This is a genomic window from Brucella tritici (assembly GCF_008932285.1).
Taxonomy (GTDB): Bacteria; Pseudomonadota; Alphaproteobacteria; order Rhizobiales; family Rhizobiaceae; genus Brucella; species Brucella tritici.
The window spans coordinates 148149-168015 of record NZ_WBVY01000001.1; the positions used below are offsets into that span (position 1 = coordinate 148149).

A 19867-nucleotide genomic window follows, 5' to 3' on the forward strand; every position below is an offset into this window, starting at 1 on the left:
GCTAATGGCTCTCTTTCATGGAGGGACATAATGCGAAAAACATTTCTTGCGATCTCGGCCATTCTGACTAGTTCCGCTGCACTTTCGGGCTGCGCAACGAACCAGCTTAGCGCCGGTTATCAGCTGGAACAGCAGAATGTAAGCGCAATCAACTGGATGCAACAGTCGGGCGAATATGATGCGCTGGCTTATCAGGCGTTCAATGGTGCGCGGCAGGCTTTCGACGCGGCTAAACCGACGAAGGGACGGCGAAAGGCTGTGATTGTCGATCTCGATGAGACAATGATCGATAATACCGCCTATGCGGGATGGCGCGTCAAGCAAGGCGCGCCATATACGGAGAAGACCTGGGCGCGCTGGATGGCAGCAGAGCAAGCACGTCCCATCGCGGGTGCCGTAGAGTTTGCGAGGCATGTCAATTCAAACGGCGGGACGATGTTCTATGTAACAAACCGGGATGTGAAATCCTACGCGCCAACTGCAGCAAATATAAGAAAACTGGGTTTTCCCGGCGTGTCAGCGAAAACCCTTTTGCTGAATAGCGGTCAGTCCAACAAGCAGGGCCGTTTCGATAGTATTAAGGCTGAGGGATATGAGGTTGTTGTCTATGTCGGGGATAATCTCAACGACTTTGGAACTGCAACCTATCACAAGAGTAATCAGCAGCGGCGCGCGTTCGTGGAGGCCAGCCGGGAAGCTTTCGGAACGAAATACTTCATGCTGCCCAATCCGAGCTATGGTGACTGGATTTCCGGGATGGCGCCCGATTATTATAAACAATCGCCCGAGAAACAGCTCGAGATAAACGGCAAGTCTATCCGCAGTTGGGTTGCTGAAATCCGACAATGAGCGAAAACAAAAAAGCGGACCCGAAGGTCCGCTTTTCCGTAAGCTCTGAAGCGATAGATATTAGCGCTTGGAGAACTGGCCCTAAGCGCGTTAGCGCTTGGAGAACTGGAACGAACGGCGAGCCTTGGCCTTACCGTACTTCTTACGTTCGACAACGCGGCTGTCGCGGGTCAGGAAGCCACCCTTCTTGAGAACCGTGCGCAGGCCTGGTTCGTAGTAGGTGAGGGCCTTCGAGATGCCGTGACGAACAGCACCGGCCTGACCGGAAAGACCACCACCGGCAACGGTGGCAACGATGTCGAACTGACCAGCGCGATTCGAAGCGACGATCGGCTGCTGCAGGATCATCTGCAGGACCGGACGTGCGAAATACTTTTCGAATTCCTTGTCGTTGACGGTGATCTTGCCGGTGCCCGGCTTGACCCATACGCGTGCAACGGCGTCTTTACGCTTGCCAGTGGCATAAGCGCGGCCCTGTGCGTCCAGCTTCTGGACGTGAACCGGAGCGGCAGCTTCGGTCTTGGCAACAGTGCCGAGTTCTTCGAGCGAGTTGAGCTGCTCAGCCATGATTATGCATTCCCTTTGTTCTTGCGGTTCAGCGCGGCGACGTCGAGGACTTCCGGCTGCTGAGCTTCCTGCTGATGGTTCGGGCCTGCATAGACGCGCAGGTTCTTCATCTGGCGACGGCCGAGCGGACCGCGCGGGATCATACGCTCAATGGCCTTTTCGACGACGCGTTCCGGGAAACGGCCTTCGAGAATCTGGCGAGCAGTGCGCTCCTTGATGCCGCCCGGATGGCCGGTGTGCCAGTAATAGACCTTGTCGGTGTACTTCTTGCCGGTCAGAACAACCTTGTCGGCATTGATGATTACGACATTGTCGCCATCATCAACATGCGGGGTAAAGGTTGCTTTGTGCTTGCCGCGCAGGCGATTGGCGACGATGGTGGCGAGACGGCCGAGCACGAGGCCTTCGGCGTCGATCAGCACCCACTTCTTCACCACTTCGGCCGGCTTCTGAGAGAAAGTTGCCATTGAAGTCTTCCTTGACTTAATCCCCGATCTTGAAAATCAGGGCTTTTTTTGTTGCTTGTGTTGGATCGTGTCCAACCCGAACGAGTGGGCAAAAGATAACTTCTACTCACTGCTGGCGGGTCGATACACAATGTCCGAGGGGGCGTCAAGCCTTATATTTGGAGCTTTGTTTTAAAAATTCAATAAATTCAAGTGGTTATAAGTTTGGTATTATAATACCTTGTCTTTTTAGGTGCTTTTATGCGGGGGGATCGAGTAAGTTGCCGTTGCATGGGCCACCAGCTCGCCGCTTGTACCGTCGGTCAGGCTGATATCGAGTACAGCAAGGCGTTTGCCGAGTTTCAGGAGATGGGCGACGGCCTCGACGGTACCGGGGGAGGGCTTGCGCAGAAAGTTGATGTTGAGGTTCGTCGTCACGGCCAGCGCCACCGGGCCGATATGGGCCAATATGGCGGCATAGGCTGTCACATCGGCGAGTGCGAAAAGCGAGGGGCCAGAAATCGTGCCACCGGGACGCAGATGTTGTTCATCGGCATGAAGCCGCATGGATGCAGAACCGCCATCAATTGCCGTGATCTCGAAGGCGTCTCCGAGTTGCGGAAACTCGCGCTTCATGAATGCGCGAAGCTCTTCAATGCTCATAACGGGGCTTAAGGATTGGCGCTTCGTCGCCATATCGACATTCTGCTCCTGCGCGGTATTGATATTCATGCGTTCCTCCCAAATCTATTTATCAATAGAGGGAGCGGCTACCTTCATGCAAGCGCTGGCTCCGGCCACTTGAAAGAGACTGAGATGCAAAACCCTTCTGACGAACAGATCCGAGATATCCTTCTTTCCGTCAAAACGATCGCGCTTCTTGGTGCATCACCGAAGCCGGAGCGCCCGAGCAATGGCGTGATGGAATTCCTGCTTTCCAAGGGATACCGCGTGATTCCGGTGAATCCGGGGCAGGCAGGAAAGGATATTCATGGCCAGCATGTCGTGGCGCGTCTCGCCGATATAGAAGAGCCGGTGGATATGGTGGATGTGTTCCGCGAACCATATTCGCTGCCGGGTATCGTGGATGAAGCTCTTGCATTGAAGCATCGCCCGAAAGTCTTGTGGACGCAGCTCGGCGTGGTGCATGAAGAAGCTGGAAACCGGGCCAGAGAAGCAGGCGTCACCGTCATCATGGATCGTTGTCCTGCTATCGAATATCCTCGCCTGATCGGCAAATAAGAACTTTCGGAATTAATTTCTGCGATTCCGGCATTTGGCGGAAAATCCTCCTTTGCTTTCCTGGTGGCAACGCCTAACGTCCGGACCTGATTTAGGGTTTGGGACATAGGAGGAAATGATGTCGAAACGCTCTCCCGGAATTGAAACACTTGCCGTTCACGCAGGGGCAAAGCCCGATCCGACGACTGGTGCCCGCGCAACGCCGATCTATCAGACGACTTCGTTCGTATTCGACGATGCGGACCACGCCGCTTCGCTGTTCGGCCTACAGGCATTCGGGAATATCTACACGCGCATCACAAATCCGACGACCGCTGTTCTGGAAGAGCGCATTGCCGCACTCGAAGGCGGTACGGCGGCGGTTGCGACCGCATCCGGTCACGCAGCGCAGCTACTCGTGTTCCATACGTTGCTTCAGCCGGGCGACAATTTCGTCGCCGCGCGGCAGCTTTACGGCGGATCGATCAATCAGTTCGGTCAGTCGTTCAAGTCCTTCGGCTGGCAGGTCCGCTGGGCCGATGCCACCAACCCAACCGATTTTGCCAAGCAGATTGACAGCAAGACGCGCGCCATCTTCATTGAAAGCTTTGCCAATCCGGGCGGCATCGTGGTGGATATCGAGGCTATCGCCGAAATCGCCCATAGAAATGGCCTGCCGCTGATCGTGGACAACACGCTGGCATCGCCCTACTTGGTGCGCCCGATCGAACACGGCGCGGATATCGTTGTTCACTCGCTGACCAAGTTCATCGGCGGGCATGGCAATTCCATGGGCGGCATTCTGGTCGATGGCGGTACGTTCGACTGGGCGAAGTCCGGCAACTATCCGCTTCTGACCGAACCGCGTCCGGATTATGCCGGTCTGGAACTGCACAAGACCTTTGGCAATATCTCCTTCGCCATTGCGGCCCGTGTGCTGGGTCTGCGTGATTTCGGCCCGGCAATTTCGCCGTTCAACGCTTTCCAGATTCTGACCGGTGCAGAAACTCTGCCGCTGCGCATGCAGCGCCACAGCGACAACGCTTTGAAAGTAGCTTCCTGGCTGCATGGTCATGAAAAAGTGTCCTGGGTGAACTATGCCGGTCTGCCGCATGATAAGTTCCATGCGCTCCAGCAGAAATATGCACCGAAAGGCGCCGGTTCGGTGTTCACCTTCGGTCTCAAGGGTGGCTATGACGCGGGCGTGAAGTTCGTCGACAGCCTCGACCTGTTCTCGCTGCTCGCCAATATTGGGGACACGCGTTCGCTGGTCATTCATCCGGCCTCTACCACCCACCGTCAGCTCAGCGACGAGCAGAAGGTGGCGGCAGGTGCCGGGCCGGATGTGGTGCGTCTGTCGATTGGTATCGAAGACGCCGACGACATTATCGCCGATATCGAGCAGGCGCTGGCAAAGGTTTGATCCATGAGCCGGTTTCTCGATTTCGACCTGACCGGCCTCGAACCGGAGGACGGCGCGCCATTACCGGAGCGCGTTCTTTCCGGTGATCCGAAATTCCGCACGTGGAATCTGGAGGAGAATGCCGAGGGCACACTCTTTGCAGGCATATGGGAGAGCACGCCCGGAAAATGGCGTATCGAGTATGACGAATGGGAGTTCTGCCACATCCTGTCAGGCCGGTCTGTCCTCAGCGAAGAAGGCGGACCAAGCCGGGAAGTCGGGGTGGGGGACAGTTTTGTCATCCGACCGGGTTTCAAGGGAAGCTGGGAAGTCATCGAGACCACCCGTAAGGAATATGTCATCAAGCTCTGACGTTGGTTCCTTCTATGCAAAACACCCGCCGGCTTTCGGCGGGTGTTTTGTTTCAGTTATGAGGACCACGCTTGATCGGCTCAATAATCGGCAGATTGCCCGGATTCGGACGACCTCCACCATCATTGCCTGACGGTGGACGATCCGGCCGTGGCGGACGGGGGCGATCCGGTCTGCTGTGAGGCGGACGGCCCGGGCGATCCCGGTCACGATAGCGATAATAATCGCGGTCGCGATAGTAGCGCGAGCTTCGGTAATAGCGTGGATAGTTCCGATAATAGCCGCCACTGTCGTAGACGACGCCCGTGCCTACATATCCGCCGCGAACATAATACGGATCGTAATTGCCTGAGCCGTAATAGCCCTCGGAAACACAGCCGCTGAGTGTTAATCCCGCGACGCCGATACCAAGTGCCAGTAAAATGGATTTCAATGACATGTTCGCTACTCCCGAATGGCCGGGGTCAGCGCTGGAATACGCAAAAACCACGCGGCGAACCACTATTTAGAGGGATTATGCGCGTTTCTATATGCAGCCCATAATCAATAAAGATTGCAGAGTGTTAGCTTGGCTAGCTGTATTTAAATCTCCGCGTCTGGCAGTGAAATATGCACGGTACATATTTACTAAACGCTTTGGGATTTCAAAAGTTGCCCATGAAGGCGACAACAGGACCCACAAAAGTAAAACCGCCCCGAAGGGCGGTTGCATTTTCTAAATCGTGTAGCGTTTATTAATTGCCAGCAGGAGGAGTGGTGCCGCCAGCATTCTCCACAGTCGTCGCGATCGAAGTAAATTTCGCGCTGATTTTCGATCCCAGCGTTGTTGCGCCGGTGATGATGACGACTGCGATGAGGCCGGCGATCAGTGCGTATTCGATGGCGGTTGCGCCGGATTCGTCCTTACGGAAGCGTGCGAAAAACTTGGTCATGTGTTGCTCCTGAGATCATTCTTGCTTGTTTAGTGGTCGCTGTGACCTGGGAGCAAACTACGCGGCAATTATGTGCACCCTCTTAAGTTGCATGGTAAACGGAAGATGAGTATTGCATATGATTAATAAAGTACTGAATTTAAAACAAAAACTGCGATCTTGGGATATGATATATTTAAGCAAATTGGAATATAAATCTCAGGCAACAAAAAGCCCCGCTTGCGCGGGGCTCTTTTTCCTGAGGTCGCTTTGATCCGCCTTATTGCGGAAGCTGGGCGCCAGCCTGCTTAACGGCATCGGCCATGGTCTGGCAGAGCTTTTCCTCAGAGACATTCTGTGCCTTTGCGCTGGTGGCAATGTCCTGCTCCATGCCCATCGCAGAGACCTTGCCCTGTTTGCCGGTTGCCTCAGCAGCCTCGGCCTTGCTCGTGTCGGATGGGGCAGGGATAAGCGCAATCATCTTTGTCTGGATTTCGATGGCTCCGCCATCGGTATAACCCTTTTCCTGGCAGTACTGGAGTACGCCAAGCTGGTTGCGGGCGGCATTATAAGCCATTTCCATCTGTTCAGGCGTTGCCTGTGCGAAGGCCATTGTAAAATTTGCACCGAGGAAAAGACCGGTCAAAGAAACACGTACCAGATTGCGCATGATAATTCATCTCCATGAGTCAAATACACGTTGAGATAGAGCGAATTTCCCGACGAAGGGAACTCAAGAAAAATTAATTAGTGAAATGAAATATAAAGGAAATACTTTCCATCCAAGATAGCTTCGATGTCATGAATATTTCAAGAAACAGACATGAGCGAAACTATCCCGCAGGTTGTACCAGATTGGCGATAAGCCGGAATGCGCCGGGAACAAGCTTGTCGAGCTGATGATGCAGGACCAGGCTTGTATGGGTATGGCGGCCCTTGCCGATTGTCGCTGAAACAAGTGCGCCGAAAAGCGGTTGCTCCCCGTCATCATGCATGGAAAGCAGCGGCTGGTAGGCGTCATCCCATCCAGAAGCGAAATAGAGTCCACGTTCCTTTTGCCAGCCTTCCCAATCGTGCTCGTTAATAATGTTGGGGCCGACAAGCAGGGGATGTTCAGGCACTAACATGGTGACCGGTGCGTTCGGGTTTGTAACGCGCCAGCGCAACGACGGGGAACCGATAGTGAGTTTTCGCGGAGGTGTCCGATCCGGCTGCCAACCGTCGGTTGGCCGATGATAGAGCGTTACCAGATTCCCGCCATCCTCAACAAAGCGGTGTAGTTTGGTCGTCGCAGCTGTAAGATCATCACGCAGACCGAAGGCAAATATGCCGACCACGATAGTCGTGAATTTTGACAGATCACCGGCAAGATGATGCGGCTCGATGTCCGTGACCTCAAATCCCATGCGTTTCAGCCACAAGCCAACATTGTCAGCGCCGCCGCCGATATAGCCTATGCGCGCATCGGGTAATTTCACGTCGAGCGTGAGCACCGGCAGCACTGCTGGCTCGCGCCAGACGGTTCTGCCGATGTGCGGATAGCTGGTGACATTTATCTGCCACGCCGGAGTTCCGTCAACCGATGCCTGCAGATAGGTCAGGTCGGGTGCTGGATCGGAAGGTCCATGTAAGACAGCATTCTGCCCGTTCGAGCTGATATTCCAGCCGTTTTGCGATGTGAATGTGACTTGATCTGCCTCGCCATCCACCATAAGCCGGATCGGCAAAGGGGGCTGTTCGCCCGATATGATAGCGGCTGGCGGATCGATCTTCACCGAGGCAGGTGGAACGATGGTGAACGGCTCTTCGAGATCGAAGCTGCACGCTGCCAGATGATTGTCAAACTGCGCCCTTAGCCGGATGTAGGCCTGTCCGTTGCAGCCGAGTGACCGCCACGTCGGTTCGAAAAGCGGGGAAAGTGCTGCGCTCTTCGCCAGTGAAACGGCCAGAATTTCTCGTTCTGAATTCCGCTGCTCGTAGGTGATCGAACAGCTTTCTGGTAATGCGGGTTCGGTCTCTACCGCGACTTTTGTTGCTCCAGGCCCATATTCGACAACAAGGCGGGTTTCTCCACCTCTAGGCAATATGGCTTCTTCCAGATAAGCCCGCTCGAATAGAGACGCTGCCTGGATCAGGGCGGTATCGATTTCCTGTCTTTTGCGTTCGAGCCTGTGTCTGTGCCGGAAAAGGAAATCTTCTGGTGCGCTGGCCAGAGCAGCCTTCAGGCTTTCCGCAGCCTTGACCAGGTTTTTGATAATGGTTTCGCGGTCGGGGAAAGCCACGATTGCCTGCTCAATGGATGAGTGAGCGTCAAAAAGCTGCCTCCGGGTTTCAAGTGTCAGTCCATCGGCCTCAGCAAGTGCGGCCAAAGTTTCCGGAAATCCCTCAAGGATTGTCGTTTCAGCACGGCTTTCCGGTAGTTTCAGATGCAGTGGCCATTCGACCTTTGGTGTCTCAGGCCAGTGCCCCATGCCCTGCGTGGCGTGGCAGGCGCGTGACCACTCGCCGATACGGTCGAAATCAGCGCCGGTCACTGGATCACGGCCGGCGGCATGAATCATCAATGTCGTATCGGGTGGAGGAAACTCGTCGTCATAGGTGTCTCCGCCGCCCGACCAGGCAGGAAGATAAAACTTCGCCACCTGCCATGGCATCAGTCCCTCGGCAAAATGTTCCGGAAAGGCGTTGGGATCGCCAGCGAGCCATATCGCCGTTTCCGCGGCCCGTGTCATGGCGCGGTGGTGACCGTGCTGGCCAGGCACGTCCAGAAAGGTCGGCAGCACAATATCCGGACGCTCAGTGCGATAGGCACGGACCAGCCGTTCGACGGTTTTTTTCTCGCCCCAATGGGTGAATGTACCGTCGCCATCCTTGGAGAAGCCGAAATCATGGACGGAATCATCAGGGCCATGGCCGAGCCAATGCACATCGCAATCAAGAATGCGCGCTGCCTCTTCCATCTCGCGGCTGCGGATGACGCCCAGCGCACCGCCACGTTCGGGGCCAAGCGCATTTTGTCCGCCTTCGCCGCGTGTCGAACAGGCAATCACCACCCGCATACCCAGTCCGAACCGCAAATACGCCATCAGGCCGCTTTGCTCATCGTCTGGGTGCGCACCCGTATGCATCAGCGTGACGGTCGAGCGCAGCCTGCTTAGAGCGCGATGCAGACGGACGAGGGCAGGAGACGACTTCTGGCGCTCGATGCGCTGAAGGGCGGTGAGCATGGTCAGATTTCCGGATTGGTATCGAGCTTCGGCGTCATGGCCTCGAACATCGGCAGCGATGCAGCACCCAAAGCGGCAGTGAACTGGCCAGTCTGTCCGCGGATGACGCGCGGCAATGCACGGGCGCGGCGGCTCGCGACCGAAATCGGCAGGCCGCCCATATGCCAAATTAGGTCATCAATGATCGCATCGGGTAACATGCCGCCCAGAATGATCGTCTCGGGATCGAGAATGTTTTCGATCATGGCAATCATTGGTGCCAGATGGTCGGCAGCTTCCTGCACCCAGCCCATCAGGACGGGATTACGCTGTTCATGCAGCTTTTCCAGTGCGTCAAAATCGGTGTCCTCAATCCCTGCTGCGTGAAGCTTTTCCCGCAAGGTATGAAGGGAGGCATAAGTTTCGAGGCAACCCCTCTGGCCGCAGGCGCAGCTGCGCCCATTGGGCGTGATGACGATATGACCGATTTCACCGGCATTGCCGAAAGCGCCGCGAAACGGTGCGCCGTCCTGGATCATGCCAAGCCCGATACCGGCACCGAAATAAATCATGGCGAAATTGGAAATCGCGTGTCCGGCGCCGAACAGGCGTTCGCCGACGGCGGCGGCATTGGCGTCGTTTTCGACCAGAACGGATTCGCCGGAGGCTTCGCTCAGAACCGCCGCAGCATCGATCCCCGACCAGCCGGGCAGGGTGGTCGGACCGACAGAACTCATGCCTTCGATGTCGAACGGACCCGGCATCACGACGCCTATGCCGAGCAGGCGCGCGGAAAACGAAGCCTTCACCGCATCGACTTCTCTTCGCAATTGTGCGGAGAGTCTGTCGGGGCCGACATCCTGAATGGGGCGCACGTGCTGCGTGCGCGGCTTGCCGGACAGATCAAGCACTGTCGTCACCATATGCGTCGAACCCATTTCGACACCGATGGTCATCGCGCCTTCGGGATTGACGGCAAACTGGATCGGCGGCTGGCCACGCCCGGTTTTCAGTCGCCCAAGCTGCATGAGCAGATTCTCTGAAACCAACTCGTCGACGATATTGGCGATGGCCTGTGCCGTCAGATGGGTAAGACGGGCGATATGCATCCGGCCAAGAGGGCCATGACGGCGAACGACATCAAGCACCACGCGCCGGTTATGATCGCGGATTCGCTCGGGATTCTTGCCGAGGGTAACCGCAAGCGACCCGCCCTGTGCAGTCACAGGCGTAATGCCACGTTCGTCTTCGGATTGCCCATCTGATTTTGATGTCATGGTCCCTCCTGTCTCCCGTCAAAAGAGATAACGCGAGCCGCTTTTAACAGCAATATATTAATTCAACTAAATTATCTTATTGACAAAAGGCTCGCAACATTGAACCGTAAAGGCAGGGTGGTGAAGACTGCCTTGGCTCATGTTGGGGAAGTGGGTTCCCGCATGGGGAGAAATGGGCGCTGCGCACGATCTGCGCGGCATGTGGTGGAATATGCGGATTGTGCGAAGCACTGCCGCAGCCGTGCCTGGCGACCGCATTCGAGTACCGGTGGGCGGGGCATTAGGGAGGTCTAAATGCGTAAGCTGTTATTGGCAGGTTTGGTTGCGGGGCTCAGCACCTTTGCGATCAATGCCGCTCAGGCTGTCGAAATCGAATATTGGCAGTATGTCTTCGAGACACGCGTCAAGGCGATGGACAAGCTGATCGAGAATTTCGAGAAGGCCAATCCGGACATCAAGGTCAAGCAGGTCACGTTCCCTTACGACGACTATCAGACGCGCGTAATCGCAGCGAAGATGGCGGGCAAGAGCCCGGACGTGATGCAGCTTTTCTACGGCTGGCTGGACAAGTTCGTGGCTGGCGGCATTCTGCAGCCGCTGCCGCAGGACACGTTCCCGCATGACAAGATTGAGAGCGAATTCTTCCCGATTGTTTCGGCGATGAAGCGCGGCGATGAATATTACGGTCTGCCGACTGCTGTGCGCTCGCTGGCCCTGTTCTACAACAAGAAGCTCTTCGCCGACGCTGGCCTCGACCCGAACAATCCGCCCAAGACGCTGGATGAAATGGTCGAAGCTGCCAAGAAGACGACGAAGCGCGACGCCTCTGGAAATCTTCTGGCAGAAGGCATCACGCTCGATATGCCGGGACAGGACCAGCATTGGTGGCGTGAGGTTCTGGTGCGCCAGTTCGGCGGTCAGCCTTATACCGACAATGACCGCAAGGTCGCCTATAATGACGCCGCAGGCGAAAAGGCACTTGCCTTCTATACTGGCCTCCAGACCGAACATAAGGTCGGCGAAGTCAAGTTCATGGATGAAGGCCAGGCTGCTTTCCGCGCTGGCATGGCAGCCATGACTATCGACGGCACCTTCCGCCTCGGTTCGTTCCGCACCATCAAGGACTTCGAATGGGGTGTGACAGAGCTTCCGGCCAATGCGGAAGGCGTGCGCTCCAACTATGCGAGCTATTTCGCCAACGGCATCAGCGCCAAGGCAAGCGGTGAAAAACTTGAAGCTGCCAAGAAGTTCCTGAACTACATCTCCTCGCCGGAAGCCATGGAAATCTGGCTGAAGGATGTGGGCGAACTGCCTGCGCGCCGTTCGGCAGCTCTGACGGAAGCGAACCTTGCCGATCCTATCTACGGCCCGTTCCTGAAAGGTCTGGAATATGCCCACACGACCATGTTCGTGGATGAACTGAAGCAGCGCCAGATCGCTGTGGATATGGCTAATCGCGTTATTCTCGAAAAGCAGCCGGTCAAGGAATCCCTCGATCAGGCGGCAAAGACTGAGCAGGAAGTGCTCGACGCAGCCAAGTAAGGGCTGAGTAAAAGGCTTGAAATGCGGCGGGGCAGGGCCTCGCCGTTCTTCTCGCGGCACGGCTCATCCGTAGCCGAAGGAATTTGAAACATGACAATGTCTGTAGCCGGGACGGCTGAAACAGGCGGCACAGGGAAGGGGCCTTCGGGCAACCGCCTGACGGATCGCCTTTCCATGCGCACAAGACGGTTGATCTGGGTATGGAGCTTTCTGGCCCTCCCGATCCTGTTCTATTCGGTCATCCGCTTTTACCCGACGATAGAGGCTTTCTGGCTCTCTCTCACCGACTGGGACCTGATGAACCCGCCGAAGTTCATCGGCTTCGCCAATTACCAGAAGCTCTTCGCTGATCCGGAATTCTGGAAAGTGTTCAAGAACACTTTCACCTATCTGCTAGTCGGCACGCCGATAAGCCTCGTGGTGGCGTTTACAATCGCCTATTTTCTGGATCGCGTGCGCATCATGCACGGCTTTATCCGTGCACTCTATTTCCTGCCTTATCTCACCACGGCAGCGGCCATGGCATGGGTCTGGCGCTGGTTCTATCAGCCCGCACCCATCGGCTTCATCAACAATATTCTGAGTGCAGTGGGGCTCCCGCAGCAGGGGTTTCTGCGCTCGGTGGATCAGGGTCTCTATGCCATCATGGCAACGTCCATCTGGGCCGGTCTTGGCTTCCAGATCATTATCTTCATGGCTGGCCTGCGCGCTGTTCCCAACACTTTTTATGAAGCCGCACGCATTGACGGCCTCGGTGAATGGGCGATCCTGCGCAAGATCACGATCCCGCTTCTGAAGCCCACTACGGTGTTCCTCGTCGTCTTCTCGTCTATCGGTTTCCTGCGCATCTTCGATCAGGTTTACAACATGACCACGAACGATCCTGGCGGACCGCTCGGCTCCACCAAGCCGCTGGTGCTGATGATCTATCAGACGGCCTTCTCCTCCTATGCGATGGGTTATGCGGCCGCGCAAACCGTCGTTCTGTTCACCATCCTGCTTTGCGTCTCGCTGTTGCAGCTCTGGATCCTGAGGGAAAAGAAATGACAGCGTCCGCTCAAAACAAACCGCTACCATTCCAGAATCTGCGGCCCGGCCGCATCCTGACATGGACGCTGCTGCTCATCGGCGGCCTCATCATGGTCACACCACTGGCCTTCATGTTCTCCACCTCGCTCAAGACGGCAGGTCAGGTCTACGATCTGCGCCTGATCCCGGCAGAGCCGACATTGCAGAACTATGTCACTATCCTTGCCGATGGGCGCTTCCTGCGCTGGTTCCTGAATTCCATGATCGTTGCGGTCGTGGTCACGCTGTCGAATGTCTTCTTCGACAGTCTCGTCGGCTATACGCTGGCGAAATTCCAGTTCCGCGGTCGCTATTTCATCTTCCTCGCCATCCTGTCCACGCTGATGATCCCCACCGAAATGCTGGTGATCCCATGGTATCTGATGTCGAGCAAGCTCGGCTGGCTGGACAGCTACTGGGGTATCATGTTCCCCGGCATGATGACTGCCTTTGGCACGTTCCTCATGAAGCAATTCTTCGAAGGCGTTCCCAACGACTTTCTGGAAGCTGCCCGCGTCGACGGCCTCAACGAATTCCAGATCTGGTGGAAAGTTGCCATGCCGCTGGTGACGCCAGCACTCTCGGCGCTCGCGATCTTCACCTTCCTCGGCAACTGGACCGCATTCTTCTGGCCGCTGATTGTTGCGACCAGCCCGGAGCTTTACACGCTGCCGGTCGGGCTTTCGAGCTTCGCCGTCGAGCAATCCATCCAGTGGGAAATGATCATGACCGGCGCGGCAATCGCCACGCTTCCCACGCTCGTCGTCTTTCTTCTTCTCCAGCGTTACATCGTGCGCGGTGTCATGCTTGCTGGCCTCAAGGGTTGAACCATGTCCGATTTCGATCCACGGCTGTCCGATAAAAGCGTCTTCCCCGATCCGGTTTACAAGGAAACCGTGCTTCGCCCGCTTTTTGACGGCGCCAAGACCCATCATGTCGACGGCTTCCGCCGCATCGACCGCGCCCATCTCGTTATGCTGACCGAAACCGGCATTCTCGACCGTGCGCAGGCAGCGGCCATTGCGGGTGCTCTGGAAGCTATCGACAAGGAAATCGATCCTTCGAAGCTCACCTATACGGGTGAGGTGGAAGACTTTTTCTTCCTCATCGAGAAGGAGCTGAAGGCGCGCATTGGTGCCGACACCGCCGGTCGCCTTCACACGGCGCGCTCACGCAACGATATTGACCACACGCTGTTCAAGCTTGGTCTGAAGGATCGTATCGATACGCTGATGACGCAGGCGCGCAATGTGCTTGATGCGATGATTGCTGCTGCCGAGCGTGAAAAGGAGACACTGATCGTCGCCTATACGCATGGTCAGCCTGCGCAGCCATCGACCTTCGGTCACTATCTTTCGGCGGCAGTCGAGGTTCTCATCCGGGATATGGAACGGATGGAAGCCGCGCGCGCCATCGTCAACCTGTCACCCATGGGGGCGGCGGCCATCACCACCTCAGGCTTCCCGATCGATCGCGCACGAGTGGCGAGCCTGTTGGGCTTTGCTGCCCCCTTGCCGAATTCCTACAGCTGCATTGCAGCGGTGGATTACATCACCTCGACCTATTCGGCGTTGGAGCTGATGTTCGTGCATCTGGGACGCCTCATCCAGGACTTCCAGTTCTGGACCAGTTTCGAGGTCGGCCAGATTTACGTGCCGAATGCCTTCGTGCAGATTTCATCAATCATGCCGCAGAAGCGCAATCCGGTTCCGATCGAACATATGCGCCATCTGGCGAGCCAGACCATGGGCCGTGCCCGCACCGTTCTGGACGTCATGCACAATACGCCGTTCACCGACATGAATGACAGTGAGGGCGAGACTCAAGCGATGGGCTACGAGGCATTCGCCTCCGCTGGTCGCGTGCTTGATCTTCTGGCCGCTTTCATCGGCGCGATCCGTATCGATCCGGCCCGTGTGGCGGAAAATATCCGCCGCTCCTGCATCACGATTACCGAACTGGCGGATTCTCTGGTGCGCCTCGAAGGCCTTTCGTTCCGGCAGGCGCATGAAATCGCGGCCAAGGTTGCGCGCGCTGTCGTCGCCATGGGCGGCGGTCTGGAGAAGGACGGTTTTGAACCTTTCCTTGACGCTTTCCGCGAGTCCGCCGGGCGCGAGCCATCCTTCGGGCGCGAAAAGTTTGAGGAACTGGTCTCCCCGCAACATTTCGTGGCTGTGCGCGACCGTCTTGGCGGTCCGGCACCGACAGCGATGAATGCTGCACTTGCGCGGCATAGGGCGGGAGCCGATCGCTTCAAGGCCGCCGCTTTCGACCATGCAGCCGCCGAAGCAAAGGCTGCCCGCGAACTCAATGAAAAATTCAGTGCACTTGTGGAGGCACGCTGATGGCAACCATCGAACTTGAAAAGCTGGTCAAGCGTTATGGCAAGGTCGAGGCGGTCCGGGCAATCGATCTCCAGATCAAGGATGGCGAGTTCGTCGTTTTTGTCGGCCCTTCGGGCTGTGGCAAGTCTACGACCTTGCGCATGATTGCCGGGCTTGAGGATATTTCTGGCGGTCACCTGAAGATCGGTGGCGAGGTCGTCAACGAACGTGATCCGAAGCAGCGCAACATCGCCATGGTGTTCCAGAATTATGCGATTTATCCGCATATGACAGTGCGTCAGAATATCGGCTTTGGGCTTTACACGTCGAAACTGTCGAAAGCCGAGAAGGACAAGCGCATCGAAGAAACCGGCAAGGCGCTCGGGCTGGAACCTTATCTCGACCGTCGACCGGCGGCATTGTCCGGTGGACAGCGCCAGCGCGTCGCCATCGGTCGCGCCATGGTGCGCAATCCGTCGGCCTTCCTTTTCGATGAGCCGCTGTCGAACCTCGATGCTCAGCTTCGCGCGCAGATGCGTATCGAAATCAAGCGCTTGCATCAGCGTCTCAAGACGACGACCGTTTACGTGACACATGACCAGGTTGAAGCCATGACCATGGCCGATCGTATCGTCGTCATGCGTGACGGTCGCATTCTTCAGACCGGAACACCGACCGAGCTTTATGAGAATCCGACGGACGTGTTCACGGCACGCTTCATTGGCAGTCCGTCAATGAACCTGATTGCGGGGCGCCGCAGTGGATCAGGCGTGGAACTTGCATCTGACGGCGACATTCTGGTCGGCGTTCGTCCGCATGACCTGAAAGTCACGGACGGAACGCCCGGCGGCGTGTCGCTCACAGGTACGGTGACCGCGGTAGAGCCGCTCGGTGCGGAAACGCTGGTCCATCTGGATGTCAACGGCGTATCGGTGATTGCAACGGCTCCTGGCAAGGTCATTCCCGCAACGGGCGGGACGCTTTCCGTGTCGGCGCCTGCTGGAAGCCTTTATCTCTTCGATGCCAGGACCGAGAAAAGTCTGGGCCGCCTATGATGCCGCAACAATTCAAACGGCAGTTCAAGTCTCCGGCTGTCCTCAGTATCGGGCGGATTTACTGTGACCTCATCTTTACCGGGCTGCAATCGCTGCCACAGCCCGGACGCGAGGTTTTTGCCGAGAACATGAAGATGGCGGCAGGTGGCGGGGCCTTCATCTCTGCCGCCCATCTTGCCCATGCAGGCAGGGCGGTGGCGCTGGTCGCACGTCTCGGCTTCGATGGTTTGTCGCGCGGGCTTGAACCGGACTTGAAGATCGACGGTGTCGATCTGCGCTTTCTGGAACGGGCCGACGATGCTGGGCCACAGGTGACGGTGGCAAGTGTGATTGGCAATGATCGCGCATTCTTGTCGCGTCGCGCCGGTTCCGCGCTTCCCTCGACGCTCGAAGCCGCGTTGCAATGGAAGGATGCGGGGCATCTGCACATTGCTGAATTCGCAACGCTGCATGAAATCCCTTATCTCGTCCAGCAGGCAAAGGCGGCAGGTCTTTCCGTCTCGCTCGACCCCAGCTGGGATGAAACGCTGATCTACGACCCCGGCCTGCTCGCTGCCTGCGAAGGCATTGATATATTCTTGCCCAATCGCGAGGAAGCGCAGGCTATCACAGGCCATGATGATCCGGCGAAGGCGCTCGATGCGCTTGCCAAGCACTTTCCAGTTGTGGCTCTCAAAGGCGGTGGAGAAGGGGCGTGGCTGCGCACGGCTGAAGCGGATTTTCATATGGCGGCAAAGGACGTGCCGGTGATTGATACGACCGGGGCAGGCGATGCTTTCAATGCCGGCTTCATCGATGCATGGCTAGAAGGTCACGATGCCTATCGGGCGCTTGTAGCCGGTATCGAATATGGAAGCCTCGCCGTACAGGCAGCAGGTGGCGCATCCATCCTCTGCTCCCCCGACCGCTTGGCCGGATAGTTATTCAGGCGGCGGCGTGATACTCGCCGCCCCGACAATCCAGTTCAGCTGCTTTTTGTGACATTGTTGACGCCAGATTGCCGATCTCGCTGGACCTTTTCGCGGTGTTTTTCGGTTGGCTATTCTTTTGTTGGCTTATCCGTTGGCGGAGACACGGAAGGGGCTGTAGAAAAATACAAGAAAGACGCCGAATGCTGATTTTTGCACTTGCGCTTGTCGCACGAATTGCCTAAACGGCTCTCACAGCGACTGGCCAGACACTTGGCGAAGCAGTCGGGCGATTAGCTCAGTTGGTAGAGCGCTTCGTTTACACCGAAGATGTCGGGAGTTCGAGTCTCTCATCGCCCACCATTCCATCCTATTGAAATCATTAGAACCCCTTGCGTTGTAAGGCTTTTCGCCCATATTGACGTCACAAATTGCGTCACAAAATGGGTTTGAGCATGGCTGGCAAGCTGCGACATTGGAAAGAACGGAACGGGCGTTATTCGGCCCGCGTTGTTATTCCGCCTTATCTGCGAATCTATCTTGACGGTAAATCGGAGCTTGAAATTCAGCTAGGCGGCGATAAGCGTGACGCCTTGCGCAAGCACGCGGCAGCGGTCGCTTCCATCCAGAAGCAAATCGGTATTGCTCGACAGAAGTATGAAGCAGCAACCGGGCAGCAAGCGAGAGAACCATCTTATCCGCTGACGGCCAAGCAGATCGCGCTACGTGATTACGAAAGCCAGATTGTCTTTGATGCTGAAATCCGGGCGCATGATCATAACTACGCACAATTTGAAGTCGATGCCGACATAGCCACGATGTTCCGGGATGGATATTCAGGCAAGCTTACAGATGACGAACTCGACAGAATTGTGGGAACACGCGTCCGCCGTGCGCAGCTTCGCGGAAACACTATTGCTGAAAAGGGATCACCCGAATGGCGAGAAATTGCCCGTGCGTTGTGCATTTCCGGCTATGAGGCAATGGCACGTCAGTATGAGCGCAACGAAGGTGATTTTAATGGTCAGTCCACGCACCCACTTTTGAGCGCTGCGATTCAGGAAGAAGCCGCCCCGGCTCATATCGTTACCTTTGATCAGATTATTGACGACGAAACCAAGCGGCGCTCGCGTGGCAAGAGCGCCAAGCCCTTGCCGGAAAGAACGGTGAAGAAGTATCGGGACGCTGCAAAGGAATTTGCGAAGCACCGGAAATCAAATAACGCTGCCACGGTAACAGCGATTGAGGGAAAACGCTGGATTGAGGCTATGCAGGACGCTGGCGAAAACAGCAACAGAACCGTCAAAGCCAAGTTTCAAAATGTTCGCACCGTCATGAATTGGGGCCGTCAGAATGACCCTGAAAACTTTTTTCCGGCTGGCAATCCGCTCAATGGGATCAAAACACCGGACTACAAAACCATCCCGTCTTATCTACGCGCCTACACTATGGACGAAGCCAAGCTTGTTTTGAATGCAGCACGGGCGGAAGCGAAACCTATGTTTCGCTGGATACCGTGGCTTTGCGCCTATTCCGGTATGCGCGTGAGCGAAGCCGCAAGTTTGCATAAGGAAGACTTTTTCAAAGTGGGCGAACGCTGGTTTTGGAAAGTGACCAGTGCAGGCAATCGGACGCTCAAAAACGATAGTAGTGAGCGCCGTATTCCCGTTCATAAGGCTTTGGCGGATGAAGGGCTTATTCAATTTGTTGAAGCGTCATCCGGCGGACGCCTATTCCGAGGTGAAACCAAGCAAGAAATCACGGTGCAGCCGCGTGTATCAACTTGGGTTCGTGAGCTAATTGCAATGGAAAAGCACCCCGAACTATCTCCTAATCACGGCTGGCGTCACCTTTTCGAAGACCTATGCAGACGCGACCGCGTGCCGGAAGATGCCAGAAACTACATGACGGGCCGGTCAGATGGCAGTTCGCAAGAGTTGTATGGGCGTAGTGATATCATGTTGCCGGGACTGGCCGATGCAATGGATCAAGTTCAGGCTCTCGAAATCACGACCGGAAACGTCGCGATAAGTTCTCAAGCACATTTTTCAAATGAGGCAAATGACTAATGAAAAACCCTTACTGGCACCAATACGAAAAACCCCACGTAATAGATTTTGATGAGATTAGGGATTTATGTATTGACGCATATTTGATCGTTTCTTCAAGTAACGCGCTTTCTGGTCAAGAGGAAGAAGATGTATCAAACTCTCTAAACCGATACTTTTTTCGAGTAGCGGAAGAAAGGTTGTCAGCTTCTTTGTTAGATATTGCCATTAGAATGAGAGTATTTGATGATATTTTGTCAAGCGGCGATGATGAGAAAGTATATAAGAAGATAATATCAGATTCAGATGGTATTGGAAATTTGATTTGGAAAGACAAAGATGGCGATAAGAACGTAGATTTGGAGTTTCGAGAAGCATGTAACAAAATAATCCATGCTTGTGATGTGCGCCCTGTCTACGACAACGACGGAAATTCGAGAGATGAGAATTTTGCTTGGGGCATGACAGGTATGGTGGAGCTTTCCGGCAAACAAGGCAAACGCGAGTGGGACGTCTGGCTTAACGTCGACGAATTTCTGACTGTGTGTATCGATATTGCCAATCACTTTCTGCCGCTATCTGAGGATTGAAACGACGATAAAATAGGAAAATCCTCATAAAATATGAATTAATTCATAAAAAGGGATTCACATCTGATTCTCGATATGAGA

At 55.6% G+C, this 19867-nt stretch carries 20 protein-coding genes and 1 tRNA gene; 13 read left to right on the forward strand and 8 right to left on the reverse strand.

What is annotated here, in order from left to right:
- The first annotated feature begins 30 nt into the window (after window positions 1-30).
- Window positions 31-849, forward strand: a complete 819-nt coding sequence (locus F9K94_RS00790; RefSeq protein ID WP_061347403.1) for a 5'-nucleotidase, lipoprotein e(P4) family — start codon at window positions 31-33, stop codon at window positions 847-849.
- A 90-nt stretch (window positions 850-939) separates the two neighbouring features.
- Here the strand turns inward: F9K94_RS00790 and rpsI are convergent, their stop codons facing one another.
- From rpsI to F9K94_RS00805, 3 genes are all read right to left on the reverse strand, one after another.
- Window positions 940-1416, reverse strand: coding sequence for a 30S ribosomal protein S9 (gene rpsI / locus F9K94_RS00795; protein ID WP_006466519.1), 477 nt, complete (start codon window positions 1414-1416; stop codon window positions 940-942).
- A gap of 2 nt (window positions 1417-1418) precedes the next feature.
- Window positions 1419-1883: a 50S ribosomal protein L13 gene (gene rplM, locus F9K94_RS00800; RefSeq protein WP_010661122.1), complete on the reverse strand. Its 465-nt coding sequence runs from the start codon at window positions 1881-1883 to the stop codon at window positions 1419-1421.
- A gap of 228 nt (window positions 1884-2111) precedes the next feature.
- Window positions 2112-2594 carry a PaaI family thioesterase gene (locus F9K94_RS00805; protein ID WP_151643078.1) on the reverse strand — a complete coding sequence of 161 codons (483 nt, stop codon included), beginning with the start codon at window positions 2592-2594 and terminating at the stop codon, window positions 2112-2114.
- An 84-nt stretch (window positions 2595-2678) separates the two neighbouring features.
- Between F9K94_RS00805 and F9K94_RS00810 the strand changes: the two genes are divergently transcribed.
- The 3 genes from F9K94_RS00810 to F9K94_RS00820 all read left to right on the forward strand — a co-directional run bounded on the left by F9K94_RS00810 (window position 2679) and on the right by F9K94_RS00820 (window position 4857).
- Window positions 2679-3104 carry a CoA-binding protein gene (locus F9K94_RS00810; RefSeq protein ID WP_151643080.1) on the forward strand — a complete coding sequence of 142 codons (426 nt, stop codon included), beginning with the start codon at window positions 2679-2681 and terminating at the stop codon, window positions 3102-3104.
- Window positions 3105-3222: 118 nt separating this feature from the next.
- On the forward strand, window positions 3223-4506 hold the full coding sequence (locus F9K94_RS00815) for an O-acetylhomoserine aminocarboxypropyltransferase (RefSeq protein ID WP_041545197.1): 1284 nt from the start codon (window positions 3223-3225) through the stop codon (window positions 4504-4506).
- A 3-nt stretch (window positions 4507-4509) separates the two neighbouring features.
- The gene (locus F9K94_RS00820; protein WP_061347407.1) at window positions 4510-4857 is read left to right on the forward strand and encodes a cupin domain-containing protein; all 348 of its coding nucleotides are present in this window, start codon (window positions 4510-4512) and stop codon (window positions 4855-4857) included.
- Window positions 4858-4909: 52 nt separating this feature from the next.
- On the opposite strand, the gene F9K94_RS00825 is transcribed toward F9K94_RS00820, so the two are convergent.
- The 5 genes from F9K94_RS00825 to F9K94_RS00845 form a co-directional block, all read right to left on the reverse strand.
- Entirely contained in the window at window positions 4910-5296 is a 387-nt protein-coding gene (locus tag F9K94_RS00825) for a hypothetical protein (protein WP_061347408.1), read from the reverse strand.
- 295 nt (window positions 5297-5591) lie between these two features.
- Window positions 5592-5789: a Flp family type IVb pilin gene (locus tag F9K94_RS00830; RefSeq protein WP_061347409.1), complete on the reverse strand. Its 198-nt coding sequence runs from the start codon at window positions 5787-5789 to the stop codon at window positions 5592-5594.
- Between the two features lie 259 nt (window positions 5790-6048).
- Entirely contained in the window at window positions 6049-6438 is a 390-nt protein-coding gene (locus F9K94_RS00835) for a pore-forming ESAT-6 family protein (RefSeq protein ID WP_151643082.1), read from the reverse strand.
- Between the two features lie 163 nt (window positions 6439-6601).
- Window positions 6602-8995: a PIG-L family deacetylase gene (locus tag F9K94_RS00840; RefSeq protein WP_151643084.1), complete on the reverse strand. Its 2394-nt coding sequence runs from the start codon at window positions 8993-8995 to the stop codon at window positions 6602-6604.
- A gap of 2 nt (window positions 8996-8997) precedes the next feature.
- Complete coding sequence (locus F9K94_RS00845) at window positions 8998-10251, reverse strand: ROK family protein (RefSeq protein ID WP_151643086.1); 1254 nt, start codon at window positions 10249-10251, stop codon at window positions 8998-9000.
- Between the two features lie 294 nt (window positions 10252-10545).
- On the opposite strand from F9K94_RS00845, the gene F9K94_RS00850 reads away from it, so the two are divergent.
- From F9K94_RS00850 to F9K94_RS00890, 9 genes are all read left to right on the forward strand, one after another.
- Window positions 10546-11793: an extracellular solute-binding protein gene (locus F9K94_RS00850; RefSeq protein ID WP_151643088.1), complete on the forward strand. Its 1248-nt coding sequence runs from the start codon at window positions 10546-10548 to the stop codon at window positions 11791-11793.
- Between the two features lie 96 nt (window positions 11794-11889).
- Window positions 11890-12840: a carbohydrate ABC transporter permease gene (locus F9K94_RS00855; RefSeq protein ID WP_407922026.1), complete on the forward strand. Its 951-nt coding sequence runs from the start codon at window positions 11890-11892 to the stop codon at window positions 12838-12840.
- Entirely contained in the window at window positions 12837-13688 is an 852-nt protein-coding gene (locus tag F9K94_RS00860) for a carbohydrate ABC transporter permease (protein WP_010661134.1), read from the forward strand. Before F9K94_RS00855 ends, F9K94_RS00860 begins: the two co-directional genes overlap by 4 nt.
- Before the next feature lie 3 nt (window positions 13689-13691).
- Entirely contained in the window at window positions 13692-15206 is a 1515-nt protein-coding gene (gene argH, locus F9K94_RS00865; protein ID WP_151643090.1) for an argininosuccinate lyase, read from the forward strand.
- Window positions 15206-16240: an ABC transporter ATP-binding protein gene (locus F9K94_RS00870; protein WP_151643092.1), complete on the forward strand. Its 1035-nt coding sequence runs from the start codon at window positions 15206-15208 to the stop codon at window positions 16238-16240. Before argH ends, F9K94_RS00870 begins: the two co-directional genes overlap by 1 nt.
- Complete coding sequence (locus F9K94_RS00875) at window positions 16237-17160, forward strand: carbohydrate kinase family protein (protein ID WP_151643094.1); 924 nt, start codon at window positions 16237-16239, stop codon at window positions 17158-17160. The genes F9K94_RS00870 and F9K94_RS00875 overlap by 4 nt, the downstream gene beginning before the upstream one ends.
- A 275-nt stretch (window positions 17161-17435) precedes the next feature.
- A tRNA-Val gene (locus F9K94_RS00880) sits at window positions 17436-17511 on the forward strand.
- 92 nt (window positions 17512-17603) lie between these two features.
- Window positions 17604-19217 (forward strand): site-specific integrase, encoded by a 1614-nt coding sequence (locus tag F9K94_RS00885; RefSeq protein ID WP_235920553.1) that lies wholly within the window; start codon window positions 17604-17606, stop codon window positions 19215-19217.
- Window positions 19217-19786: a hypothetical protein gene (locus F9K94_RS00890; RefSeq protein ID WP_151643096.1), complete on the forward strand. Its 570-nt coding sequence runs from the start codon at window positions 19217-19219 to the stop codon at window positions 19784-19786. The genes F9K94_RS00885 and F9K94_RS00890 overlap by 1 nt, the downstream gene beginning before the upstream one ends.
- Window positions 19787-19867: the final 81 nt, after the last annotated feature.

Excerpts from the sequence above, each read along its gene's own strand:
- F9K94_RS00870 (WP_151643092.1), top strand. The coding sequence starts at position 15,206 with ATGGCAACCATCGAACTTGAAAAGCTGGTCAAGCGTTATGGCAAGGTC.
- argH (WP_151643090.1), top strand. The coding sequence starts at position 13,692 with ATGTCCGATTTCGATCCACGGCTGTCCGATAAAAGCGTCTTCCCCGAT.
- rplM (WP_010661122.1), bottom strand. The coding sequence starts at position 1,883 with ATGGCAACTTTCTCTCAGAAGCCGGCCGAAGTGGTGAAGAAGTGGGTG.
- rpsI (WP_006466519.1), bottom strand. The coding sequence starts at position 1,416 with ATGGCTGAGCAGCTCAACTCGCTCGAAGAACTCGGCACTGTTGCCAAG.
- F9K94_RS00835 (WP_151643082.1), bottom strand. The coding sequence starts at position 6,438 with ATGCGCAATCTGGTACGTGTTTCTTTGACCGGTCTTTTCCTCGGTGCA.
- F9K94_RS00860 (WP_010661134.1), top strand. The coding sequence starts at position 12,837 with ATGACAGCGTCCGCTCAAAACAAACCGCTACCATTCCAGAATCTGCGG.
- F9K94_RS00875 (WP_151643094.1), top strand. The coding sequence starts at position 16,237 with ATGATGCCGCAACAATTCAAACGGCAGTTCAAGTCTCCGGCTGTCCTC.
- F9K94_RS00825 (WP_061347408.1), bottom strand. The coding sequence starts at position 5,296 with ATGTCATTGAAATCCATTTTACTGGCACTTGGTATCGGCGTCGCGGGA.
- F9K94_RS00890 (WP_151643096.1), top strand. The coding sequence starts at position 19,217 with ATGAAAAACCCTTACTGGCACCAATACGAAAAACCCCACGTAATAGAT.
- F9K94_RS00815 (WP_041545197.1), top strand. The coding sequence starts at position 3,223 with ATGTCGAAACGCTCTCCCGGAATTGAAACACTTGCCGTTCACGCAGGG.
- F9K94_RS00840 (WP_151643084.1), bottom strand. The coding sequence starts at position 8,995 with ATGCTCACCGCCCTTCAGCGCATCGAGCGCCAGAAGTCGTCTCCTGCC.
- F9K94_RS00885 (WP_235920553.1), top strand. The coding sequence starts at position 17,604 with ATGGCTGGCAAGCTGCGACATTGGAAAGAACGGAACGGGCGTTATTCG.
- F9K94_RS00790 (WP_061347403.1), top strand. The coding sequence starts at position 31 with ATGCGAAAAACATTTCTTGCGATCTCGGCCATTCTGACTAGTTCCGCT.
- F9K94_RS00810 (WP_151643080.1), top strand. The coding sequence starts at position 2,679 with ATGCAAAACCCTTCTGACGAACAGATCCGAGATATCCTTCTTTCCGTC.
- F9K94_RS00820 (WP_061347407.1), top strand. The coding sequence starts at position 4,510 with ATGAGCCGGTTTCTCGATTTCGACCTGACCGGCCTCGAACCGGAGGAC.
- F9K94_RS00855 (WP_407922026.1), top strand. The coding sequence starts at position 11,890 with ATGTCTGTAGCCGGGACGGCTGAAACAGGCGGCACAGGGAAGGGGCCT.
- F9K94_RS00850 (WP_151643088.1), top strand. The coding sequence starts at position 10,546 with ATGCGTAAGCTGTTATTGGCAGGTTTGGTTGCGGGGCTCAGCACCTTT.
- F9K94_RS00845 (WP_151643086.1), bottom strand. The coding sequence starts at position 10,251 with ATGACATCAAAATCAGATGGGCAATCCGAAGACGAACGTGGCATTACG.
- F9K94_RS00830 (WP_061347409.1), bottom strand. The coding sequence starts at position 5,789 with ATGACCAAGTTTTTCGCACGCTTCCGTAAGGACGAATCCGGCGCAACC.
- F9K94_RS00805 (WP_151643078.1), bottom strand. The coding sequence starts at position 2,594 with ATGAATATCAATACCGCGCAGGAGCAGAATGTCGATATGGCGACGAAG.